The sequence below is a fragment of the Streptomyces sp. R28 genome, assembly GCF_041052385.1.
In the GTDB taxonomy this organism is placed as follows: domain Bacteria; phylum Actinomycetota; class Actinomycetes; order Streptomycetales; family Streptomycetaceae; genus Streptomyces.
In genome coordinates this window covers 5,013,163-5,029,388 of the sequence record NZ_CP163439.1, presented here as the reverse complement: position 1 = coordinate 5,029,388, position 16,226 = coordinate 5,013,163, and the positions used below count along the sequence as shown (strand labels likewise).

The 16,226-nt window shown below is 70.2% G+C and carries 17 protein-coding genes; 2 read left to right on the top strand and 15 right to left on the bottom strand.

Translation table 11 applies throughout. The features are described from left to right. Positions 1-405: 405 nt before the first annotated feature. Complete coding sequence (locus tag AB5J49_RS22295; protein WP_369170388.1) at positions 406-1,404, bottom strand: anion permease; 999 nt, start codon at positions 1,402-1,404, stop codon at positions 406-408. A gap of 9 nt (positions 1,405-1,413) precedes the next feature. Beyond that, entirely contained in the window at positions 1,414-2,034 is a 621-nt protein-coding gene (locus AB5J49_RS22290; protein WP_128432358.1) for a DUF47 domain-containing protein, read from the bottom strand. A gap of 236 nt (positions 2,035-2,270) precedes the next feature. On the opposite strand from AB5J49_RS22290, the gene AB5J49_RS22285 reads away from it, so the two are divergent. Next, positions 2,271-2,633: a metal-sensitive transcriptional regulator gene (locus AB5J49_RS22285; protein WP_369170387.1), complete on the top strand. Its 363-nt coding sequence runs from the start codon at positions 2,271-2,273 to the stop codon at positions 2,631-2,633. Positions 2,634-2,691: 58 nt separating this feature from the next. Here AB5J49_RS22285 and AB5J49_RS22280 read toward each other — a convergent pair whose 3' ends face one another. Both AB5J49_RS22280 and AB5J49_RS22275 read right to left on the bottom strand, forming a co-directional pair. Beyond that, a complete protein-coding gene (locus AB5J49_RS22280; RefSeq protein ID WP_369170386.1) occupies positions 2,692-2,868 on the bottom strand; it encodes a hypothetical protein in 177 nt (58 codons plus the stop codon). Positions 2,869-2,978: 110 nt separating this feature from the next. Further along, on the bottom strand, positions 2,979-3,818 hold the full coding sequence (locus AB5J49_RS22275) for a hypothetical protein (RefSeq protein WP_369170385.1): 840 nt from the start codon (positions 3,816-3,818) through the stop codon (positions 2,979-2,981). Positions 3,819-3,943: 125 nt separating this feature from the next. Here AB5J49_RS22275 and AB5J49_RS22270 point away from each other — a divergent pair, with 125 nt between their 5' ends. Beyond that, a complete protein-coding gene (locus AB5J49_RS22270; RefSeq protein ID WP_369170384.1) occupies positions 3,944-4,123 on the top strand; it encodes a hypothetical protein in 180 nt (59 codons plus the stop codon). Between the two features lie 211 nt (positions 4,124-4,334). Here AB5J49_RS22270 and pstB read toward each other — a convergent pair whose 3' ends face one another. The 11 genes from pstB to AB5J49_RS22215 form a co-directional block, all read right to left on the bottom strand. After that, positions 4,335-5,111, bottom strand: coding sequence for a phosphate ABC transporter ATP-binding protein PstB (gene pstB, locus AB5J49_RS22265; RefSeq protein WP_369170383.1), 777 nt, complete (start codon positions 5,109-5,111; stop codon positions 4,335-4,337). Between the two features lie 74 nt (positions 5,112-5,185). Continuing rightward, complete coding sequence (gene pstA, locus AB5J49_RS22260; RefSeq protein ID WP_369170382.1) at positions 5,186-6,250, bottom strand: phosphate ABC transporter permease PstA; 1,065 nt, start codon at positions 6,248-6,250, stop codon at positions 5,186-5,188. Further along, positions 6,247-7,251 carry a phosphate ABC transporter permease subunit PstC gene (pstC, locus tag AB5J49_RS22255; RefSeq protein ID WP_369170381.1) on the bottom strand — a complete coding sequence of 335 codons (1,005 nt, stop codon included), beginning with the start codon at positions 7,249-7,251 and terminating at the stop codon, positions 6,247-6,249. The genes pstA and pstC overlap by 4 nt, the downstream gene beginning before the upstream one ends. A gap of 132 nt (positions 7,252-7,383) precedes the next feature. Then, positions 7,384-8,514, bottom strand: a complete 1,131-nt coding sequence (gene pstS, locus AB5J49_RS22250) for a phosphate ABC transporter substrate-binding protein PstS (protein ID WP_369170380.1) — start codon at positions 8,512-8,514, stop codon at positions 7,384-7,386. 246 nt (positions 8,515-8,760) lie between these two features. Beyond that, entirely contained in the window at positions 8,761-9,186 is a 426-nt protein-coding gene (locus AB5J49_RS22245; protein ID WP_369170379.1) for an NUDIX hydrolase, read from the bottom strand. Positions 9,187-9,263: 77 nt separating this feature from the next. Further along, entirely contained in the window at positions 9,264-10,502 is a 1,239-nt protein-coding gene (locus tag AB5J49_RS22240; protein WP_369170378.1) for a CHAD domain-containing protein, read from the bottom strand. After that, positions 10,483-12,858 (bottom strand): RNA degradosome polyphosphate kinase, encoded by a 2,376-nt coding sequence (locus AB5J49_RS22235; protein ID WP_369170377.1) that lies wholly within the window; start codon positions 12,856-12,858, stop codon positions 10,483-10,485. The genes AB5J49_RS22240 and AB5J49_RS22235 overlap by 20 nt, the downstream gene beginning before the upstream one ends. 160 nt (positions 12,859-13,018) lie before the next feature. Beyond that, complete coding sequence (locus tag AB5J49_RS22230) at positions 13,019-13,936, bottom strand: hypothetical protein (protein WP_369170376.1); 918 nt, start codon at positions 13,934-13,936, stop codon at positions 13,019-13,021. Continuing rightward, positions 13,933-14,937, bottom strand: coding sequence for an ABC transporter permease (locus tag AB5J49_RS22225; RefSeq protein ID WP_369170375.1), 1,005 nt, complete (start codon positions 14,935-14,937; stop codon positions 13,933-13,935). The genes AB5J49_RS22230 and AB5J49_RS22225 overlap by 4 nt, the downstream gene beginning before the upstream one ends. Then, on the bottom strand, positions 14,934-15,821 hold the full coding sequence (locus AB5J49_RS22220) for an ABC transporter ATP-binding protein (protein WP_369170374.1): 888 nt from the start codon (positions 15,819-15,821) through the stop codon (positions 14,934-14,936). Before AB5J49_RS22220 ends, AB5J49_RS22225 begins: the two co-directional genes overlap by 4 nt. After that, on the bottom strand, positions 15,818-16,222 hold the full coding sequence (locus AB5J49_RS22215) for a GntR family transcriptional regulator (protein WP_369170373.1): 405 nt from the start codon (positions 16,220-16,222) through the stop codon (positions 15,818-15,820). Before AB5J49_RS22215 ends, AB5J49_RS22220 begins: the two co-directional genes overlap by 4 nt. Positions 16,223-16,226: the final 4 nt, after the last annotated feature.

The following is a 16,226-nucleotide window of genomic DNA, read 5'->3' as shown; positions in this document are numbered from 1 at the left end:
GGGGTCGGGGTTCCATGGTGCGGTGGTCGTTCGTGTGCGGGCCTGGGGATTCTCGCCCCCGCCGCCCCTACCCGTCCCATCCTGAAGGGGCTCCGCCCCTTCGACCCCGCCAGGGGGCTCCGCCCCTGGACCCCCGTCGGCCTGAACGGCCTCGTCCTCAAACTCCCCCAGAGGGGGCACCCCCAGACGGGCTGAAGTGCCTGGTCCGGCGTTGAGAGGTGAAGCCGGCCGAGATCGAACGCCAGGCCTCCGTGACTTCCCGGCCTCCGTGACCTCCCGGCGCGGATGCGAACGTCGGGTGCACGACCACGAACGCCGCCGCCGTCACCGTAGCCGCGCGAGGGCCGCGGGCTCTCGGATCGCGGACCGGGTCCCCGCCGGCCGGGTCCCCCTCCCGGGCGGCGTCTACAAGAACGCCAGGTTCACGAGGCCGAAGGCCGCCGCTGCCACCGCCGCCGCTGCCGGCATGGTGATGAACCAACCCATGACGATGTTCTTGGCCACGCCCCACCGCACGGCGTTCACCCGCTTTGTCGCGCCCACGCCCATGATCGCGGAGGTGATGACGTGGGTCGTGGAGATCGGGGCCTTGAAGAGGAAGGCTGTGGTGAACATGATCGACGCGCCGGTCGTCTCCGCGGCGAAGCCCTGTGGCGGGTCGAGTTCGATGATCTTGCGGCCGAGGGTGCGCATGATGCGCCAGCCGCCGGCGTAGGTGCCGAGTGACAGCATCACGGCGCACACGATCTTGACCCACACCGGGATCGGGTCGCCGTAGTCCTCGACGTCGGCGATGACCAGAGCCATCACCACGATGCCCATCGTCTTCTGGGCGTCCTGAAGGCCGTGCCCGAGGGCCATTCCGGCGGCCGAGACCGTCTGTGCGATACGAAAGCCACGCTTGGCCTTGTGCGGGTTGGCGCGTCGGAAGATCCACATGATGGCCGTCATCACCAGGTAGCCCGCGCACAGGCCGACGATCGGCGACACGAACATCGGGATGACGACCTTCTCCAGGACGCCGCTCCAGTACACCGTCGTCCCGCCGGCCAGCGCCGCTCCCACCATGCCGCCGAACAAGGCGTGCGAGGAGGACGACGGTAGGCCGAAGTACCAGGTGACGAGGTTCCAGGTGATCGCGCCCACCAGTGCCGCGAAGAGAATGCCCATTCCCTTCGAGCCCTCGGGTGTCTGAATCAGGCCCTCACTGACCGTCTTGGCGACGCCGGACCCCAGAAAGGCACCACCGAGGTTCATCACCGCGGCCATCGCCAGCGCGGCCCGCGGCGTCAGCGCGCGCGTCGACACGGATGTCGCGATCGCGTTCGCGGAGTCGTGGAAGCCGTTGGTGTACGTGAAGAAGAGCGCGACTCCGATGGTCGCGACCAGCGCAAAGGTGTCCATGGGTGGTTCTCAGGACTCCTTGACGGCGATGGTCTCCACCGTGTTCGCCACATGCTCGAAGGCGTCCGCCGCCTCTTCCAGCACATCCACGATCTGCTTGAGCTTGAGGACCTCGATCGCGTCGTACTTGCCGTTGAAGAGGTGGGCGAGGAGCTTGCGGTGTATCTGGTCGGCCTGGTTCTCGAGGCGGTTGACCTCGATCCAGTACTCGGTGAGGTTGTCCATCGTGCGCAGGTTCGGCATCGCCTCGGCCGTCAGCTCGGCCGCGCGCGACAGCACCTCGATCTGCTGCTCGACGCCCTTGGGCAGTTCCTCGACGTTGTAGAGGACGACCAGGTCGACGGCCTCCTCCATGAAGTCCATGATGTCGTCGAGGCAGGACGCGAGGTTGTAGATGTCCTCGCGGTCGAACGGCGTGATGAACGAGGAGTTCAGCTGGTGGAAGATCGCGTGTGTGGCGTCGTCACCTGCGTGTTCCGCGGCCCGCATACGCTCTGCGATCTCGGCCCGGCCGGCGGTGTCCGCCCCGAGCAGTTCCATCAGGAGCTTCGAGCCCGTGACGATGTTGTCCGCGGATGCGGCGAACATGTCGTAGAAGCTCGTCTCCCGGGGGGTCAGACGAAATCGCACGTGGGGTCCTCAAGAAGCATCGGTTTCGGTCAGGCTGATGCTAGGCGCATCATCCGGCCACGGCTAATGGGCCGTCCTCCAGTGTCGCCCATCGGGCACAGTGGTCGGCACGGGGGCTGCCCGGTGGTCCAGTCCAGCGGTCGTTCGCGGCGTCGGCCACAGGCCCTATACCCAGCAAAGTTCGGTACGATATACCCAGTAGGGGTATGTGAAGCGGTCTACGTCTGGAGGACGCGATGACGACCACCGAGGCCGGCGCGGGCGCGCCCTCCGAGGCGGAGGACACATCCGCCGTCGTGACCGACCACGACCGCGGCATCCACGGCTACCACAAGCAGAAGGACGAGCACCTCAAGCGCCTGCGCCGGATCGAGGGCCAGATCCGTGGCCTGCAGCGGATGGTCGACGAGGACGTCTACTGCATCGACATACTCACGCAGGTGTCCGCCTCCACCAAGGCCCTGCAGTCCTTCGCCCTGCAACTGCTGGAGGAGCACCTCCGCCACTGCGTCGCCGACGCGGCCCTCAAGGGCGGTGGGGAGATCGACGCCAAGGTGGAGGAAGCGACCAAGGCGATCGGGCGACTGCTGCGGACCTGAGAGCGACGGCTGCCGGCCTGAGAACGACTGCCGCGGACCTGGGAGTGGCTGAGAATGCTCACTCGCCCGACAGGTCCCTCTCCTCCGCGACTCGCAGCACCTCGTCGATGCTCTCCAGGCTGAGCCGGTCCTCGCGGGCGGTCGACGCCGCGATGATCAGCTCTCCGCACAGCTCGATCTCGGCGAGGGCGACGTGGTCCTGAACTGCCGTACCGCCGACCGGAGCCACGTGCATCACCTCTTCTCTGCCGTTACCGACTTCCTAGAGTAGGCAGCGGCCTACACGCCGCGCATGGCACGGACGGGCTAGTTCTCGACGCCCGTCACGCACGCATACGCCGGCCCTCACTCCTCGGCGATCTTGCCCGCGTAGATGTCGTCGCCGTCCGGCAGCCGTACGTCGACGGGGGCCCCGAAGTCGTACAGCAAGGTCGTCGAGGCCACGGCGACGGCGTTGTTCTGCTGTCCGTTGACGAAGCTGAACCGGTGCCGGACCTTGCGGATCCGGCCGGACTCGTCGAGGTAGACGTCGAACGGCACCTGATCCGTGGCGAACCCTTTCGCCGCCGCCGCCAGCGGTCCCTTGTTCCCGTCGGACGCGCCCTGAGCGGCAATCCCCAGGTCAGCGGTGCCCCGGTAGTGCCGCACCGGCGTACCGGCGATCTCGTCCTCACCCACATACGTCGCCGTCCGCGCCCCGCGCAGCACCTCGGCGGCGGCGAACGGATCGGTGGCCCCGCCGGTGACGAGGTTGCCGTCGGAGAGGGACCGCGTCTCGACGCGCACCCATTTGTCGGTGGGCACGCCGGCGCCTCGGTTCTTCATGAACAGGGCCCCGGGAGCGAGGAGTTCCCTGATCGGCCGGTGGTCGGGGGTGCCGGCGGGATCCTGCGGCAGCAGGACTTTCAGCTCCCCGAGCTGCTTGCGGAAGTCGTACACGCCCTCGCCGCGGATGGTGACGCGGGTGCCGCCGGTGGCCATCTCCATGGAGGTACGGGTCTTGGAGCTCCGGGCGCCGACGAGCGCGTCGGCGGCGCTCCGCACGGTTTGCACGGCCTCGCCCTCGCGCGCGTCCTCGGCGGCGGCGCCGAGATCCGCGCACCCGCTGCCCGCCAGACAGATACACAGGACCCCAGCCGCAACGCCGGCCCCGCGCCTCGGCTTGTGCTGCTGCCGCTCCGTCATCGCCTGCCTACCCCCAGCCGGTACGTCCGTCACGGGCCCCCTGTCGTTCCGGTTAACGACGGGTAGGTGCCCTCGTCACGCACGCGGGGGCGTTGCGCTTACTTGCCCTGGGTAACGTTGTCGGTGTGGCGCAGCAGGACGGACCGACCTCTTCCCGAAATCACGGCGACCCCTTCGACCACCGCACGACGACGGTGGAGAAGGGCCCCTTCTGCACAGCCCAGTGCAGCTGCGGCTGGCGAGGGCCGGCGAGACGCGCGCGGAGTCTGGCGCGGACGGACGCGGAAGGGCATCTGGGGGGTTGAGACGGCGGTAAGGAGGCGGTGAGAGGCGGCGCTTTCCGAAGCCACCTTCCGAAGCCACCTTCCGAGGCCGGCTCCCGAGGCCGGCTCCCGAGACGCCTCCGCATAACAGAGACGGGCCCGCCCCCTGGAAGCCAGGGGGCGGGCCCTTTATCTGCCTCGCGGTGGCACCGCCATGCAGCACCGCGAGGGGTTTGTGTCGCCTGGCGGCGGATCAGCCGAAGCGGCCGGAGATGTAGTCCTCCGTGGCCTGGACCGACGGGTTGGAGAAGATGCGCTCCGTGTCGTCTATCTCGATCAGCTTGCCGGGCTGGCCGACGGCGGCGAGGTTGAAGAAGGCCGTGCGGTCCGAGACGCGCGCCGCCTGCTGCATGTTGTGCGTCACGATGACGATCGTGAAGCGTTCCTTCAGCTCGCCGATCAGGTCCTCGATGGCGAGCGTGGAGATCGGGTCCAGGGCCGAGCAGGGCTCGTCCATCAGCAGGACCTTGGGCTCCACCGCGATGGCCCGCGCGATGCACAGACGCTGCTGCTGGCCGCCGGAGAGGCCGGAACCGGGCTTGTTCAGGCGGTCCTTCACCTCGTTCCAGAGGTTCGCGCCCTTGAGGGACTTCTCCACGACCTCGTCCAGCTGCGACTTCTTGTACTTGCCGTTGAGGCGCAGGCCGGCCGCGACGTTGTCGTAGACGGACATGGTGGGGAAGGGGTTCGGCCGCTGGAAGACCATGCCGACCTCACGCCGTACGGCCACCGGGTCGATTCCGGTGCCGTACAGGTTCTCGTCGTCGAGCAGCACCTTGCCCTCGACTCGGCCGCCCGGCGTGACCTCGTGCATCCGGTTCAGGGTGCGCAGGAAGGTGGACTTGCCGCAGCCGGAGGGGCCGATGAAGGCGGTGACGGAACGGGGCTCGACGGTCATCGAGATGTCCTCGACGGCCAGGAAGGAACCGTAGTAGGCGTTGAGGCCGCTGACATCGATGCGCTTGGCCATGTGAATCACTGCTTCTTTCGAGGGGGTTCGGGTCGCTGATCGGCCACACGCGGCGGTAGCCGCAAATCGACGGGCTAGCGGCCCGTCTTCGGTGCCTTCCAGCGGGCGATCCCGCGAGCCACCAGGTTGAGGATCATGATGAAGGCGATGAGCACCAGAGCCGCCGCCCAGGCACGGTCGTACGCCGGACCCTGACCACCACTGTTCGCGAACTGCAGGTAGATGTAAACCGGCAGCGAACCCTGCGGGTCCTTGAACGGGTTGGCGTTGATGAAGTTCGTCACCCACACCAGCAGCAGCAGCGGAGCGGTCTCACCGGTGATACGCGCGACGGCGAGCATCACACCCGTGGTGATACCGCCGATGGAGGTCGGCAGGACCACCTTGAGGATGGTGCGCCACTTGGGCACGCCCAGCGCCAGCGAGGCCTCGCGCAGCTCGTTCGGGACGAGCTTGAGCATCTCCTCGGTGGAGCGGACGACCACCGGCAGCATCAGGATGGACAGGGCCATCGAGCCGGCGAAGCCGGAGTAGCCCATGTCCAGGATCACGATCCACAGGCTGAGGATGAACAGACCCGCGACGATCGACGGGATGCCCGTCATGACGTCGACGAAGAAGGTGATGGCCTTGGAGAGCTTGCCGCGGCCGTACTCGACCAGGTAGATGGCGGTCAGCACACCGATCGGCACGGAGATCACCGTGGCGATGCCGACCTGCTCCAGGGTGCCGAGGAGGGCGTGGTAGATGCCGCCGCCGGGCTCGGTGTCGGAGACCACACCCATCGAGTGGCTGAGGAAGTAGCCGTCGAGGACCTTCACACCGCGCTCGATGGTCTCGTAGATGAGCGAGGCCAGCGGGATGACGGCGAGCAGGAACGCGACCCAGATCAGGCTGGTGGCCGTGCGGTCCTTCGCCTGCCGGCGGCCCTCGACGCGTGCCGAGATGCCGTACGACCCGATGACGAACAGCAGCGAGGCGATCAGGGCCCACTGGATGCTGCTGTCCAGCCCGGCGGCCGCGCTGATGCCGAGGCCGAGAGCGACCGAGCCCGCGGCGACGGCCCAGCCGAACCACTTGGGCAGCGTGGCGCCCTTGAGGCTGTTGGGGCGCTGGTCGGAGAGAGTTGCGTTGCTCATGCGTTGGCCCCCGAGAACTCCTTGCGCCGCTCGATGATGATGCGGGCGGTGCCATTGACCAGCAGGGTGATGACGAAGAGCACCAGACCGGAGGCGATCAGCGCGTCACGGCCGTCGGTGGTGGCCTCGTTGAACTTGCTGGCGATGTTCTGGGCGAAGGTGCCGCCGCCCGGGTCGAGCAGGCTGGCGTTGATGTCGAAGGTCGGCGACAGGACCATGGCGACCGCCATCGTCTCGCCGAGCGCGCGGCCGAGGCCCAGCATCGACGCGGAGATGACACCGGAGCGGCCGTAGGGGAGGACCGACATCCGGATGACCTCCCAGCGCGTGGCGCCGAGGGCCAGGGCGGCCTCCTCGTGCATCTGCGGGACCTGGCGGAAGATCTCACGGCTCACGTTCGTGATGATCGGCAGGATCATGATCGCGAGCAGGACGCCGACGGTGAGCAGCGCGCGCGGGGCGCCGCCGCTCCACTCGAAGATGCCGGTCCAGCCGAGGTACTCGTCCAGCCAGCCGTACAGGCCGACCAGGTTCGGCACCAGGACGAGGGCGCCCCACAGGCCGTAGACGATGGACGGCACGGCGGCGAGCAGGTCGATCACGTACGCGATGGGGCCGCCGAGCTTGCGCGGGGCGTAGTGCGTGATGAACAGGGCGATGCCGAGGGAGACCGGGACCGCGATGGCCAGCGCGATGATCGACGACACGACGGTGCCGAAGGCCAGGACGGCGATGCCGAACTCCGGCGGGGACGCGGTGGGGTTCCACTCGAAGGTGGTGAAGAAGTTGGCCTCGTCCCTGCTGATCGCATGGGCGGCGCGCAGGCTGAGGAAGACGGCGATGGCCGCCATGACGACCAGCAGGAAGATGCCGGACCCGCGGGAGAGCGCGAGGAAGATCCGGTCTCCGGGGCGGGTGGCGCCGCGGGCGGCGCGCTTCTGCTCGGTCGGGAGCGGCTCAGGTGTGGGGGGAGACGCAGTGCTCTTTGTTGATATATCCATCGGGTTCTCCGGTCTGCGGAGCCGTCGGGTCCGACGACTCTCGAGCGGAGCCGAAGCGGGTGGGCGGCGGCTCCTGGCGGCGGTGCACCGGACGGTGCGGCCCGCTCCCGTGTGGAGCGGGCCGCACTCAGGTCAGCTCAGGCCCGAGACGGTGCTGCGGACCTTCGTGATCAGCTCGTCGGGGACCGGGGCGTAACCGGCTTCGGTCAGCACGCCCTGGCCGTCCTCGGAGGCGATGTAGGAGAGGAAGGACTTGACGGCGGGGAGGGTCTCCGCCTTGTTGCCCTTGTCACAGACGATCTCGTACGTGACCAGGGTGATCGGGTAGGCGCCCTCGGCCTTCGGCGTGTAGTTCAGCTCCAGCGCCAGGTCCTTGCCCGTGCCGACGACCTTGGCCTCGGAGATGGACTTGGTGGCGTTGTCGGTGGTGGCCTCGACCGGCTCGGCGGCACCCGTCTTGATCTTGACGGCCTTCATGCCGTCCTTCACGTACGAGAGCTCCATGTAGGAGATCGCACCCGCGGTCTGGGTCACCTGCTGCGCCACACCGGAGGAGCCGGAGGCGGACTGGCCGCCCTTGGCCTCCCACGACTTGCTGTGCTCGTACTTCCAGTCGCTGGGCGCGGCGGCACCCAGGTACTTGGTGAAGTTGTCCGTGGTGCCGGACTCGTCCGAGCGGTGGAAGGCCTGGATCTTGAGGTCGGGAAGCTTCGCCTCGGGGTTCAGCTTCTTGATCGCCGCGTCGTTCCAGTTGGTGATCTTGCTGTCGAAGATCTTGGCGAGGGTCGGGGCGTCCAGGACGAGGCTGTCGACACCCGGCACGTTGTAGCCGACGCCGATCGGGCCGACGACCATGGGCAGGTCGATGGCCTGGCCACCGCCCGTGCACGCGGTCTTCTTGGACTCGGTGATCTCCTCGGCCTCCAGCGCGGAGTCCGAACCGGCGAATGCGGTCTGACCCTGAAGGAAGGCGGTGACGCCGGCGCCCGAACCCGTCGGGTTGTAGTTGAGCTGCACGCTCTTGCAGGCCGCGATGTACTGCTTGACCCAGGCGTCGATCGCGTTCTTCTGCGCGGACGAGCCGGAGGCCTGCAGCTGGCCGGAGGCGTCGCCACAGTCGATGTTGCCGGCCTTGGCGGTCGAGGTGGAGTCGCCGCCGGTGTTGCCGGTGTCGTCGGAGCCGCACGCCGTGAGGGCCAGGGCGCCGGAGACGGCGAGAGCGCCGAGAGCGAGAGCCCGCCGGTTCTTGCGCTGAAGCTTCACTTGAGGGAGTTCCTTCCAGGAGCCGCCGTCCTGAATTCGGCGGCGTGCGAAGAATGGGCGATGCGGACGCGTCCCGTCGGGCGCGATCCGTCATCGTGCAAGGCCGAAATTAGGCAGGACAGGTGAAGGCACCGAAGGGCGTAAATGAACGAGGGGTGAACCCCTGGGGACGGTGCGGTGAGGTCACGGAACGCTTACGTTGAGGACACGGGTGCATTCCGAGGCTTTGTGGCGGGTTGTAGCGGACTATGCCGGGCGCAGCGACCGCAGCAGGGCGTCCACGAGGGCGCGGTCCCTCGGCTGCGTCAGCCGGCCCCGCGCCGCCGTGGGCGGGAGCCACAGCAGGCGGTCCACCTCGTCGCTCGGGGCGAATGATCCGGGTCCGGCCTCGGCCGCCCAGTAGCGGACCTCCTTGGGGCGGCCGTTCGCCTGGTACCGCAGCGTCGGCAGCGCGGCGCCCGGCCGGGCCGCGTGGCCTGTTTCCTCCGCGACCTCGCGCAGGGCTCCGGAGAGGGGGTCCTCGTCGCGTTTCAGCTTGCCCTTGGGGTGGGACCAGTCGTCGTATTTCGGCCGGTGGATCAGGCATATCTCCAGCTCACCGTCTACCGGCGAACGGCGCCACAGGACGCAGCCCGCCGCATGGACGGTGGTGAGGTCATTCGCGTGAGTCACCGGGTATGCCTCCTTCAGGGGACGCCCACCGTCTGATTCAGAGCCTGCCCGTCGTCTTCAGAGCCTGCCTGTCGTCTTCAGGTCCTGCCTGCCGGCTGGATCTGCCAGGACTGCTGGAACGCGAACCGCGCCGCCTCCACCTCGTGCCGCTGGTCGGCGTGGAGCACGCCGAGGGCGTAGGCCGTCGCCGGGGCGATCCGCGGCGTGCGGGCCGCCTGGGCCGCGGCCGCCGCCGCCTCGGAGGCGTCGCGGTGCCGGTTGAGGGCCTGGCCTGCGGTCAGCAGCCGTACGTCCACCAAGTCGTCGTCGCCGTGCAGGACCTCGCGGGCGTAACGGTGCAGGCGCAGCAGCAGGCGGACCTGGTGCCAGGGCGCGTCCTGCGGGTGCGGGGCCGGGTCCGGGGAGAGGCCGTGGATCAGGGCCTCCGCGTTGTAGGGGTGGCCCGCGGTCACCAGGGGCAGCGCCGTCACCGCGTCGCTCAGGCGCTCCTCGGCGGCGGCCGCGAGGGGGCGCAGATCGCCGGTGGCCGCGGCGGGGGTGAGGGGGACCTCGCTGGCCAGTACGGCGATGTTGTCGGCGACCGCGTGGAAGCGGCTGCTGCCGAGGGCCTGGAGGGCGGTGCTGTGCGCTCGGGTCCGGGCCAGGGTGAGCTGGCGTTCGAGCAGGGCGCCTGCTTTGGCCGCGCCCACGGTGAGGTTGCCGCGTTCCGCGGTGGGCGTCGGGTGGGCCGGGGGGCCGGCGGGTGGCGCCGCTTTCGGCGGGAGGGACGCGGCCCCTGCGGCACGGCTGCCCGCAGCCGCGTTGGCACGGCTTGCCGCAGTCGCCTCGGCACGACCGGCTGCGGCGGCATGGGTACGACTGCCCGTGGCCGTGTCGGTGCGGCCGCTCGCCGCTGTGTCCGTCAGCCTGCTCGCGCCGCTCGCGCCCGCCGTGCCCGTCTGTGTCGGCAGCGGCGTGGCCCCCGACAGGCGGTGCAGGGCCAGCAGCAGGCGTTCCAGGCGGGCCGAGTACGCGTGTTCCATCGCCAGCGTTCCCGAGAGCCAGGCCAGCTCGGGGCGGATGGCCTCCGACCAGTCGGTGTCCAGCAAGGGACGGAACGTGTGCAGGCTGGCGCTGATGCGGCGGGCCGAGCGGCGCAGGGCCCGGGCCGCGTCGACGGACTCCCCCGAGCCGTTGGAGGTGCCGCCGCCGGTCTCCCGGTGCAGGCGCAGGGCTCGGAGGAACTCCGTGGCCTGGGCGCGCAGGTAGCCCGCGAGGGCGTCCCCCGCCACAGCCCCGGCCGTGGGGTCCGTCGGATCAAGGTGTTGCTGTGCCACGCCGGCGCCTCCGGGCGTCTATGAGCATCTCCTGGACGTTGCGCAGGGGCTGGCCGTCCGCGTCCGTCGCGTGCCGGGTCCACTCGCCGTCCGGACCGAGGTGCCAGGACGCGGTGGTGTCGGACATACCGGTCTCCAGGAGCCGGTTCAGCGCGGCGCGGTGGGCCGGGTCGGTGACCCTGACCAGGGCTTCTATACGACGGTCGAGATTGCGGTGCATCATGTCGGCGCTGCCGAACCACACCTCGGGCTCGCCGCCGTTGCCGAAGGCGAAGACCCGGGAGTGTTCGAGGAAGCGGCCGAGGACCGAGCGGACGCGGATGTTCTCCGACAGTCCCGTCACGCCCGGGCGGATCGCGCAGATGCCGCGCACCCAGATGTCGACCGGCACGCCCGCCTGGGACGCGCCGTAGCAGGCGTCGATGAGGGCCTCGTCGACGATCGAGTTGACCTTGATGCGGACGTAGGCGGGACGCCCGGCACGGTGGTGCTGGACCTCCTTGTTGATCCGCGAGATCAGGCCGTCACGCAGGGACTTGGGGGCCACGAGCAGACGGCGGTACGTCTCCCGGCGCGAGTAGCCGGACAGCCGGTTGAACAGGTCGGACAGGTCCGCGCCGACCTGCGGGTCGGCCGTCAGCAGGCCGAGGTCCTCGTACAGCCGTGCCGTCTTCGGGTGGTAGTTGCCGGTGCCGACGTGGCTGTAGCGCCGTAGCGTCTCGCCCTCCTGGCGGACCACCAGCGACAGCTTGCAGTGGGTCTTCAGGCCGACGAGGCCGTACACCACATGGCAGCCGGCCTCCTCCAGCTTGCGCGCCCACTTGATGTTGGCGTGCTCGTCGAAGCGGGCCTTGATCTCGACCAGGACGAGGACCTGCTTGCCGGCCTCGGCGGCGTCGATGAGCGCGTTGACTATGGGGGAGTCGCCGGACGTCCGGTACAGGGTCTGCTTGATCGCGAGGACGTCCGGGTCGTCGGCCGCCTGCTCCAGGAACGCCTGCACGGAGGTGGAGAAGGAGTCGTACGGGTGGTGCAGCAGCACGTCGCGGTTGCGCAGCGCGGCGAATATGTCGGGCGCGGACGCCGACTCGACCTCGGCGAGATCGCGATGGGTGCCCGCGACGAACTTCGGGTACTTCAGCTCGGGCCGGTCGATGGAGGCGATGCGGAAGAGGCCCGTGAGGTCCAGGGGGCCGGTCAGCGGGTAGACCTCGGCCTCGCTGATCTTCAGCTCGCGCACCAGCAGGTCCAGGACCTCCTGGTTGATGTTCTCCTCGACCTCCAGGCGCACCGGCGGCCCGAAGCGGCGCCGCATGAGCTCCTTCTCCAGCGCCTGGAGGAGGTTCTCGGCGTCGTCCTCCTCCACCTCCAGGTCCTCGTTGCGGGTGACCCGGAAGGCGTGGTGCTCCAGGACCTCCATGCCCGGGAACAGCTCCTCCAGGTGGGCGCCGATGACGTCCTCCAGCGGGACGAACCGGCCGGGGGAGGCCTCCAGGAAGCGGGAGAGCAGCGGCGGCACCTTGACGCGGGCGAAGTGCGGGGTGCCGGTGACGGGGTTGCGGACCCGTACGGCCAGGTTCAGGGAGAGCCCGGAGATGTACGGGAAGGGGTGCGCCGGGTCGACCGCCAGCGGGGTCAGGACCGGGAAGATCTGGTGCCGGAAGAGGGTGAAGAGGCGGGCCTGCTCCTTCTCCTGCAGCTCGCTCCAGCGGACCAGGTGGATGCCCTCCTCCGCGAGGGAGGGGGCGACGTCCTCGTGGTAGCAGGCGGCGTGCCGGGCCATCAGCTCGCGGGAGCGGGCCCAGATCATCTCCAGGACCTCGCGGGGCTGCAGGCCGGACGCGGACCGGGTGGCGACACCGGTGGCGATACGGCGCTTCAGTCCGGCCACGCGGACCATGAAGAACTCGTCCAGGTTGCTGGCGAAGATCGCCAGGAAATTCGCCCGTTCGAGGAGCGGGGTGTTCGGGTCCTCGGCGAGTTCGAGGACGCGCTCGTTGAACGCTAGCCAGCTGCGTTCCCGGTCCAGGAAGCGTCCCTGGGGCAGCTGGACGCCGTCGATCTCGGAGACCTCGTACGCATCGAGGTCGGCATCGATGTCGGGCTCCAGCTCGGAGACCACCGCCGAGGTCACCGTGTGCGGGCGGTGCGCCGCGATGGAGCCCACGGAGGGCTGCGCGTGCTGGACGTTTGCCTGGGCGTTCGTGGACTGGCTCATATGCCCATTGTTCCGCGTGGCGAGGCTTATGGGCGCGTCGGACAGCGCGGGTGGGAGCGTGGCGGGGAGGTGTCGTGCGTCCCCGTTCCTCGCGCTCCCTCCTGGAGGCGGCGCAGGCTCTGGCACGGCGGGCGTCATTGGCTGAGCCTCGCAAGCCCGTCTGAACCAATGGTTACGGAGACATGGCGTGTGGGATATCGGGGGGCGGCTCGCGGGCGTCTGCGTGACGGGTCGTCGGTCCGAGCCGCACGTCCCTCCCCCCGTGGAGGGACGTGCGGGCCGGAGGTCCGGTCCGCCGTCAGGCGGTACGGCGGCGCAGCAGCCGGAAGGCGGCGAGTGTCGCCACGGCGGCCACGGCGAGAAGAATGCCGGTCTCGACGTACTGGAGCGGCCAGAAGTGGGACTGGGGGTGGTACGTCGCCCGGGTCGCCCGGGTGGGGCCGGGCCAGCTCATCTGCCAGACCGAGCGCGGCAGCTCGAAGCCGCCCGCGTCGGCGCGGATGACCTTGGGCCAGAGGTCCCCGCGGTAGCGCTCCAGCACGGTGTGGAGGAGCAGTGCGGCCCCGAAGCCCACCCCGGCGGCGGGCAGCGCCCGGCCGAGCAGCAGTCCGGCGAGCGCGCCGAGGGCGAGGCCGGCCAGAGCGTAGGCGACGGCCACCGGGCCGATGCCGGCGAACTGGTCGGGGCCGTACCAGTCCCCGACGAGGTTCGGGTTGTCGTCCGTGCGGGCCCAGATGTTCAGCAGCAGGACGGTACCGGTGCCGGCGGTGAGCAGGACGGCCGGGACGGCGAGCTTGGCGGCCAGCCAGCGGGTCGGGCTGACCGACTGGGTCCAGGCGAGCCGGGCGGTGCCGTTCTCCAGCTCGCGGCCGATGAGCGCGCCGCCCGCCCAGGCGGCCACGGGGAGGATCACGTAGCACAGGGCCGTGGTGACCAGGGCGATGCCGTTGGAGTAGAGGTCGTCGGCGGTGATCGCTTCGACCGAGGCGCAGGAGGGCAAGCCGTCGTGGGCGGGCTCGGCGCACGGGACGTTTCCCCGGCGGGCGTCGTCGGCGATGGCGTACAGCCAGATCAGGCCCGCCGTCGCGGCGGTCAGGGACAGGCCCCAGAAGATCAGGGCCGTGCGGTGCACCCGCAGGACGGCCCAGACCAGGCCGCTCGGCCCGCGCCGGGTGCGGGCGGCCGGAGCGGTCACGGCGGTGAGGGCGGTGGTCATACGGCGGCTCCGGTCCGGCGCTTCAACAGCCGGAAGGCGATCAGGACCGCCAGGGCCGTGACGGCGAGGACGATGCCCGTCTCCACGAGCTGCAGGGGCCAGAAGTGGGAGGCCGGGTGGAAGTCGCGGTAGAAGCCCACGATGTCGTGCTCGGCGAGGCACTTGGCGTTGTCGACGCAGATGGGGTCCGGGACGCGGGCCCCGGTGGAGGTGAGCGCACCCTCGTCGATGACCATGCCGATGTACGCCGGGTACTCGTGCTTGTTCGTGAGCGTCTCGACCGGCCACAGGTACGGGCGGAGGACGCCGATCGCGTACGCGAGGACGGCCAGGGCCACGACCGCCGTGCCGAGCGCGGGCAGGGCCCGGCGCTGGAGCAGGCCCGCGAGGACGCCGACGGCGAGGCCGAGGAGGGCGTAGGCGGTGGCGAGGGTGCCGTTGGCTTCGAAGGTGGTGCCCTCGTACCAGCTCCGCGAGCCCATCGCCAGCCGTAGCGGACCGTCCGCCGACCACACCACGCGGTGCAGCAACGTGAGCACGAGCGTGCCGGAGACGAGCAGGGCGGCCGGGACGGCGAGCTTGGCCGCCAGCCAGCGGGCCGGGGAGACGGACTGCGTCCACGCCAACTGGGCGGTGCCGCTCTCCAGTTCGCGCCCGATGAGGGCGGCGCCCGCCCAGGCGGCGGTGAGGAACGGAGCGAGGCCGAGGATTCCGGCGCCGACGCCTACGCCCGTGTCATACCGGCTGTAGGCGGGGCCCGTGTAGTCGCAGCCCAGGTCCGGTGCCGTCGTCGAGCCGCACCCCATCTTGTGGTACTCGGCCCAGGCGGCGTCCGCGCCCGGACCGTACGCCCACAGCAGTGCTCCCGCTCCGACGGCCACGAGCATCAACCAGAACCACAGCGCCGAGCGGTGCAGCCGCAGCATCGCCCAGAGCAGGCCGCTGGGCCCCCGGGAGGACGTGACGGCGGTGGACGTCTCGATGGTCGTCGCGGCGGTCATACGGCGGCCTCCTGTGGGGTGTCGAGCCGCAGCGCCGGTGCCTCGGGTGCGCGCAGGTGGGCCAGGACCAGCTCCTCCAGGGTCGGGGCGGTGGTCTGCCAGCCGTCGCCGAGGGGGCCGTCGGGGCGTACGAGTGCGGTGAGCTGGCGTCCCGTGGTGCGGGACTCGACCACGGTGTGCGGGTCCAGCAAGGCGTCGGCCCGGCCGGTGACGAGCTTGTGTGCGGCGAGCAGGTCGTCCAGTGGCCCGGCGAGGCGGACGCGGCCGGCGCCGAGCAGCAGGAGGTGGTCGCAGGCGCCGTCCAGCTCGGCCACGACGTGCGAGGACATGACAACCGTGGTGCCGTGTTCGGCCGCGTCGGCCATGAGCGCCGCCATCAGCTGGTGCCGGGCCAGCGGGTCGAGGTCGGCCATCGGCTCGTCCAGGAGCAGCAGTTCGGGGCGCTTGCCGAGGGCCAGGGCGAGCGCGACGCGGGTGCGCTGGCCGCCGGAGAGCGTGCGGATCTTCGCGTCCGCGGCCAGCTCGCCCTCGGCGACGATGCGCCCGGCGACCCGGGCGTTCCAGCGGCGGGGGTTCAGCTCGCGGCCCAGGCGCAGGGTGTCGGCGACGGTGAGCTGGGGGTGCAGGGGCTTGTCCTGGGCGACGTAGGCGAGCCGCTCGCGGGCCGCCGCCGGCGCCTGGCCGAGGACGGTGATCGTGCCGTCGGTGGGGCGCAGCAGCCCGGCGGCGAGGGAGAGCAGGGTCGACTTGCCCGCGCCGTTCGGCCCGACGACGGCGCAGACGCGGCCTGCCGGAAGCCGCAAGGCGCAGCCGTCCAGCGCCGGTGTGCGGCGTCGCCCGAACCTCTTGCTCAGCGCGGCCGCCTCGATGGCGGTCTCGGTCATGACTCGTCCCCCTTGTTGTGCGTGTCCGGCTTGAAGTGCGTTTCGAGTACAGAGGTGAAGAGAGCGTCCACGTCGTCGCGGTCCAGCCCGGCCTCGCGGGCCCGTGCGGCCCACGCGTCCAGTTCGGTGCGCAGGGGCGAGTCGGCCGGCGCGGTGCTCAGTGCGCGCCGTACGAAGGTGCCGAGTCCTCGACGCGCCTCGACCAGGCCCTCGCGTTCCAGTTCGCGGTAGGCCTTGAGGACGGTGTTGGGGTTGATGGCGGTGGCCTCGACGACCTCACGGGCCGTCGGCAGTTTGTCCCCCGGCTCCAACAGGCCCAGGCGCAGGGCCTGTTTGGTCTGCTGGACGATCTGCACGTAGGTGGCGACGCCGGAGCGCCGGTCGATGCGGTACTCGACCATCCCG

Coding starts and splice junctions, on each gene's coding strand:
- AB5J49_RS22295 (WP_369170388.1), bottom strand. CDS start 1,404: ATGGACACCTTTGCGCTGGTCGCGACCATCGGAGTCGCGCTCTTCTTC.
- AB5J49_RS22285 (WP_369170387.1), top strand. CDS start 2,271: ATGACGACCACCGAGGCCGGCGCGGGCGCGCCCTCCGAGGCGGAGGAC.
- AB5J49_RS22280 (WP_369170386.1), bottom strand. CDS start 2,868: ATGCACGTGGCTCCGGTCGGCGGTACGGCAGTTCAGGACCACGTCGCC.
- AB5J49_RS22275 (WP_369170385.1), bottom strand. CDS start 3,818: ATGACGGAGCGGCAGCAGCACAAGCCGAGGCGCGGGGCCGGCGTTGCG.
- pstB (WP_369170383.1), bottom strand. CDS start 5,111: ATGGCCAAGCGCATCGATGTCAGCGGCCTCAACGCCTACTACGGTTCC.
- pstA (WP_369170382.1), bottom strand. CDS start 6,250: ATGAGCAACGCAACTCTCTCCGACCAGCGCCCCAACAGCCTCAAGGGC.
- pstC (WP_369170381.1), bottom strand. CDS start 7,251: ATGGATATATCAACAAAGAGCACTGCGTCTCCCCCCACACCTGAGCCG.
- AB5J49_RS22235 (WP_369170377.1), bottom strand. CDS start 12,858: ATGACGCCCGCCGTGCCAGAGCCTGCGCCGCCTCCAGGAGGGAGCGCG.
- AB5J49_RS22230 (WP_369170376.1), bottom strand. CDS start 13,936: ATGACCACCGCCCTCACCGCCGTGACCGCTCCGGCCGCCCGCACCCGG.
- AB5J49_RS22225 (WP_369170375.1), bottom strand. CDS start 14,937: ATGACCGCCGCGACGACCATCGAGACGTCCACCGCCGTCACGTCCTCC.
- AB5J49_RS22220 (WP_369170374.1), bottom strand. CDS start 15,821: ATGACCGAGACCGCCATCGAGGCGGCCGCGCTGAGCAAGAGGTTCGGG.
- AB5J49_RS22215 (WP_369170373.1), bottom strand. CDS start 16,222: ATGGTCGAGTACCGCATCGACCGGCGCTCCGGCGTCGCCACCTACGTG.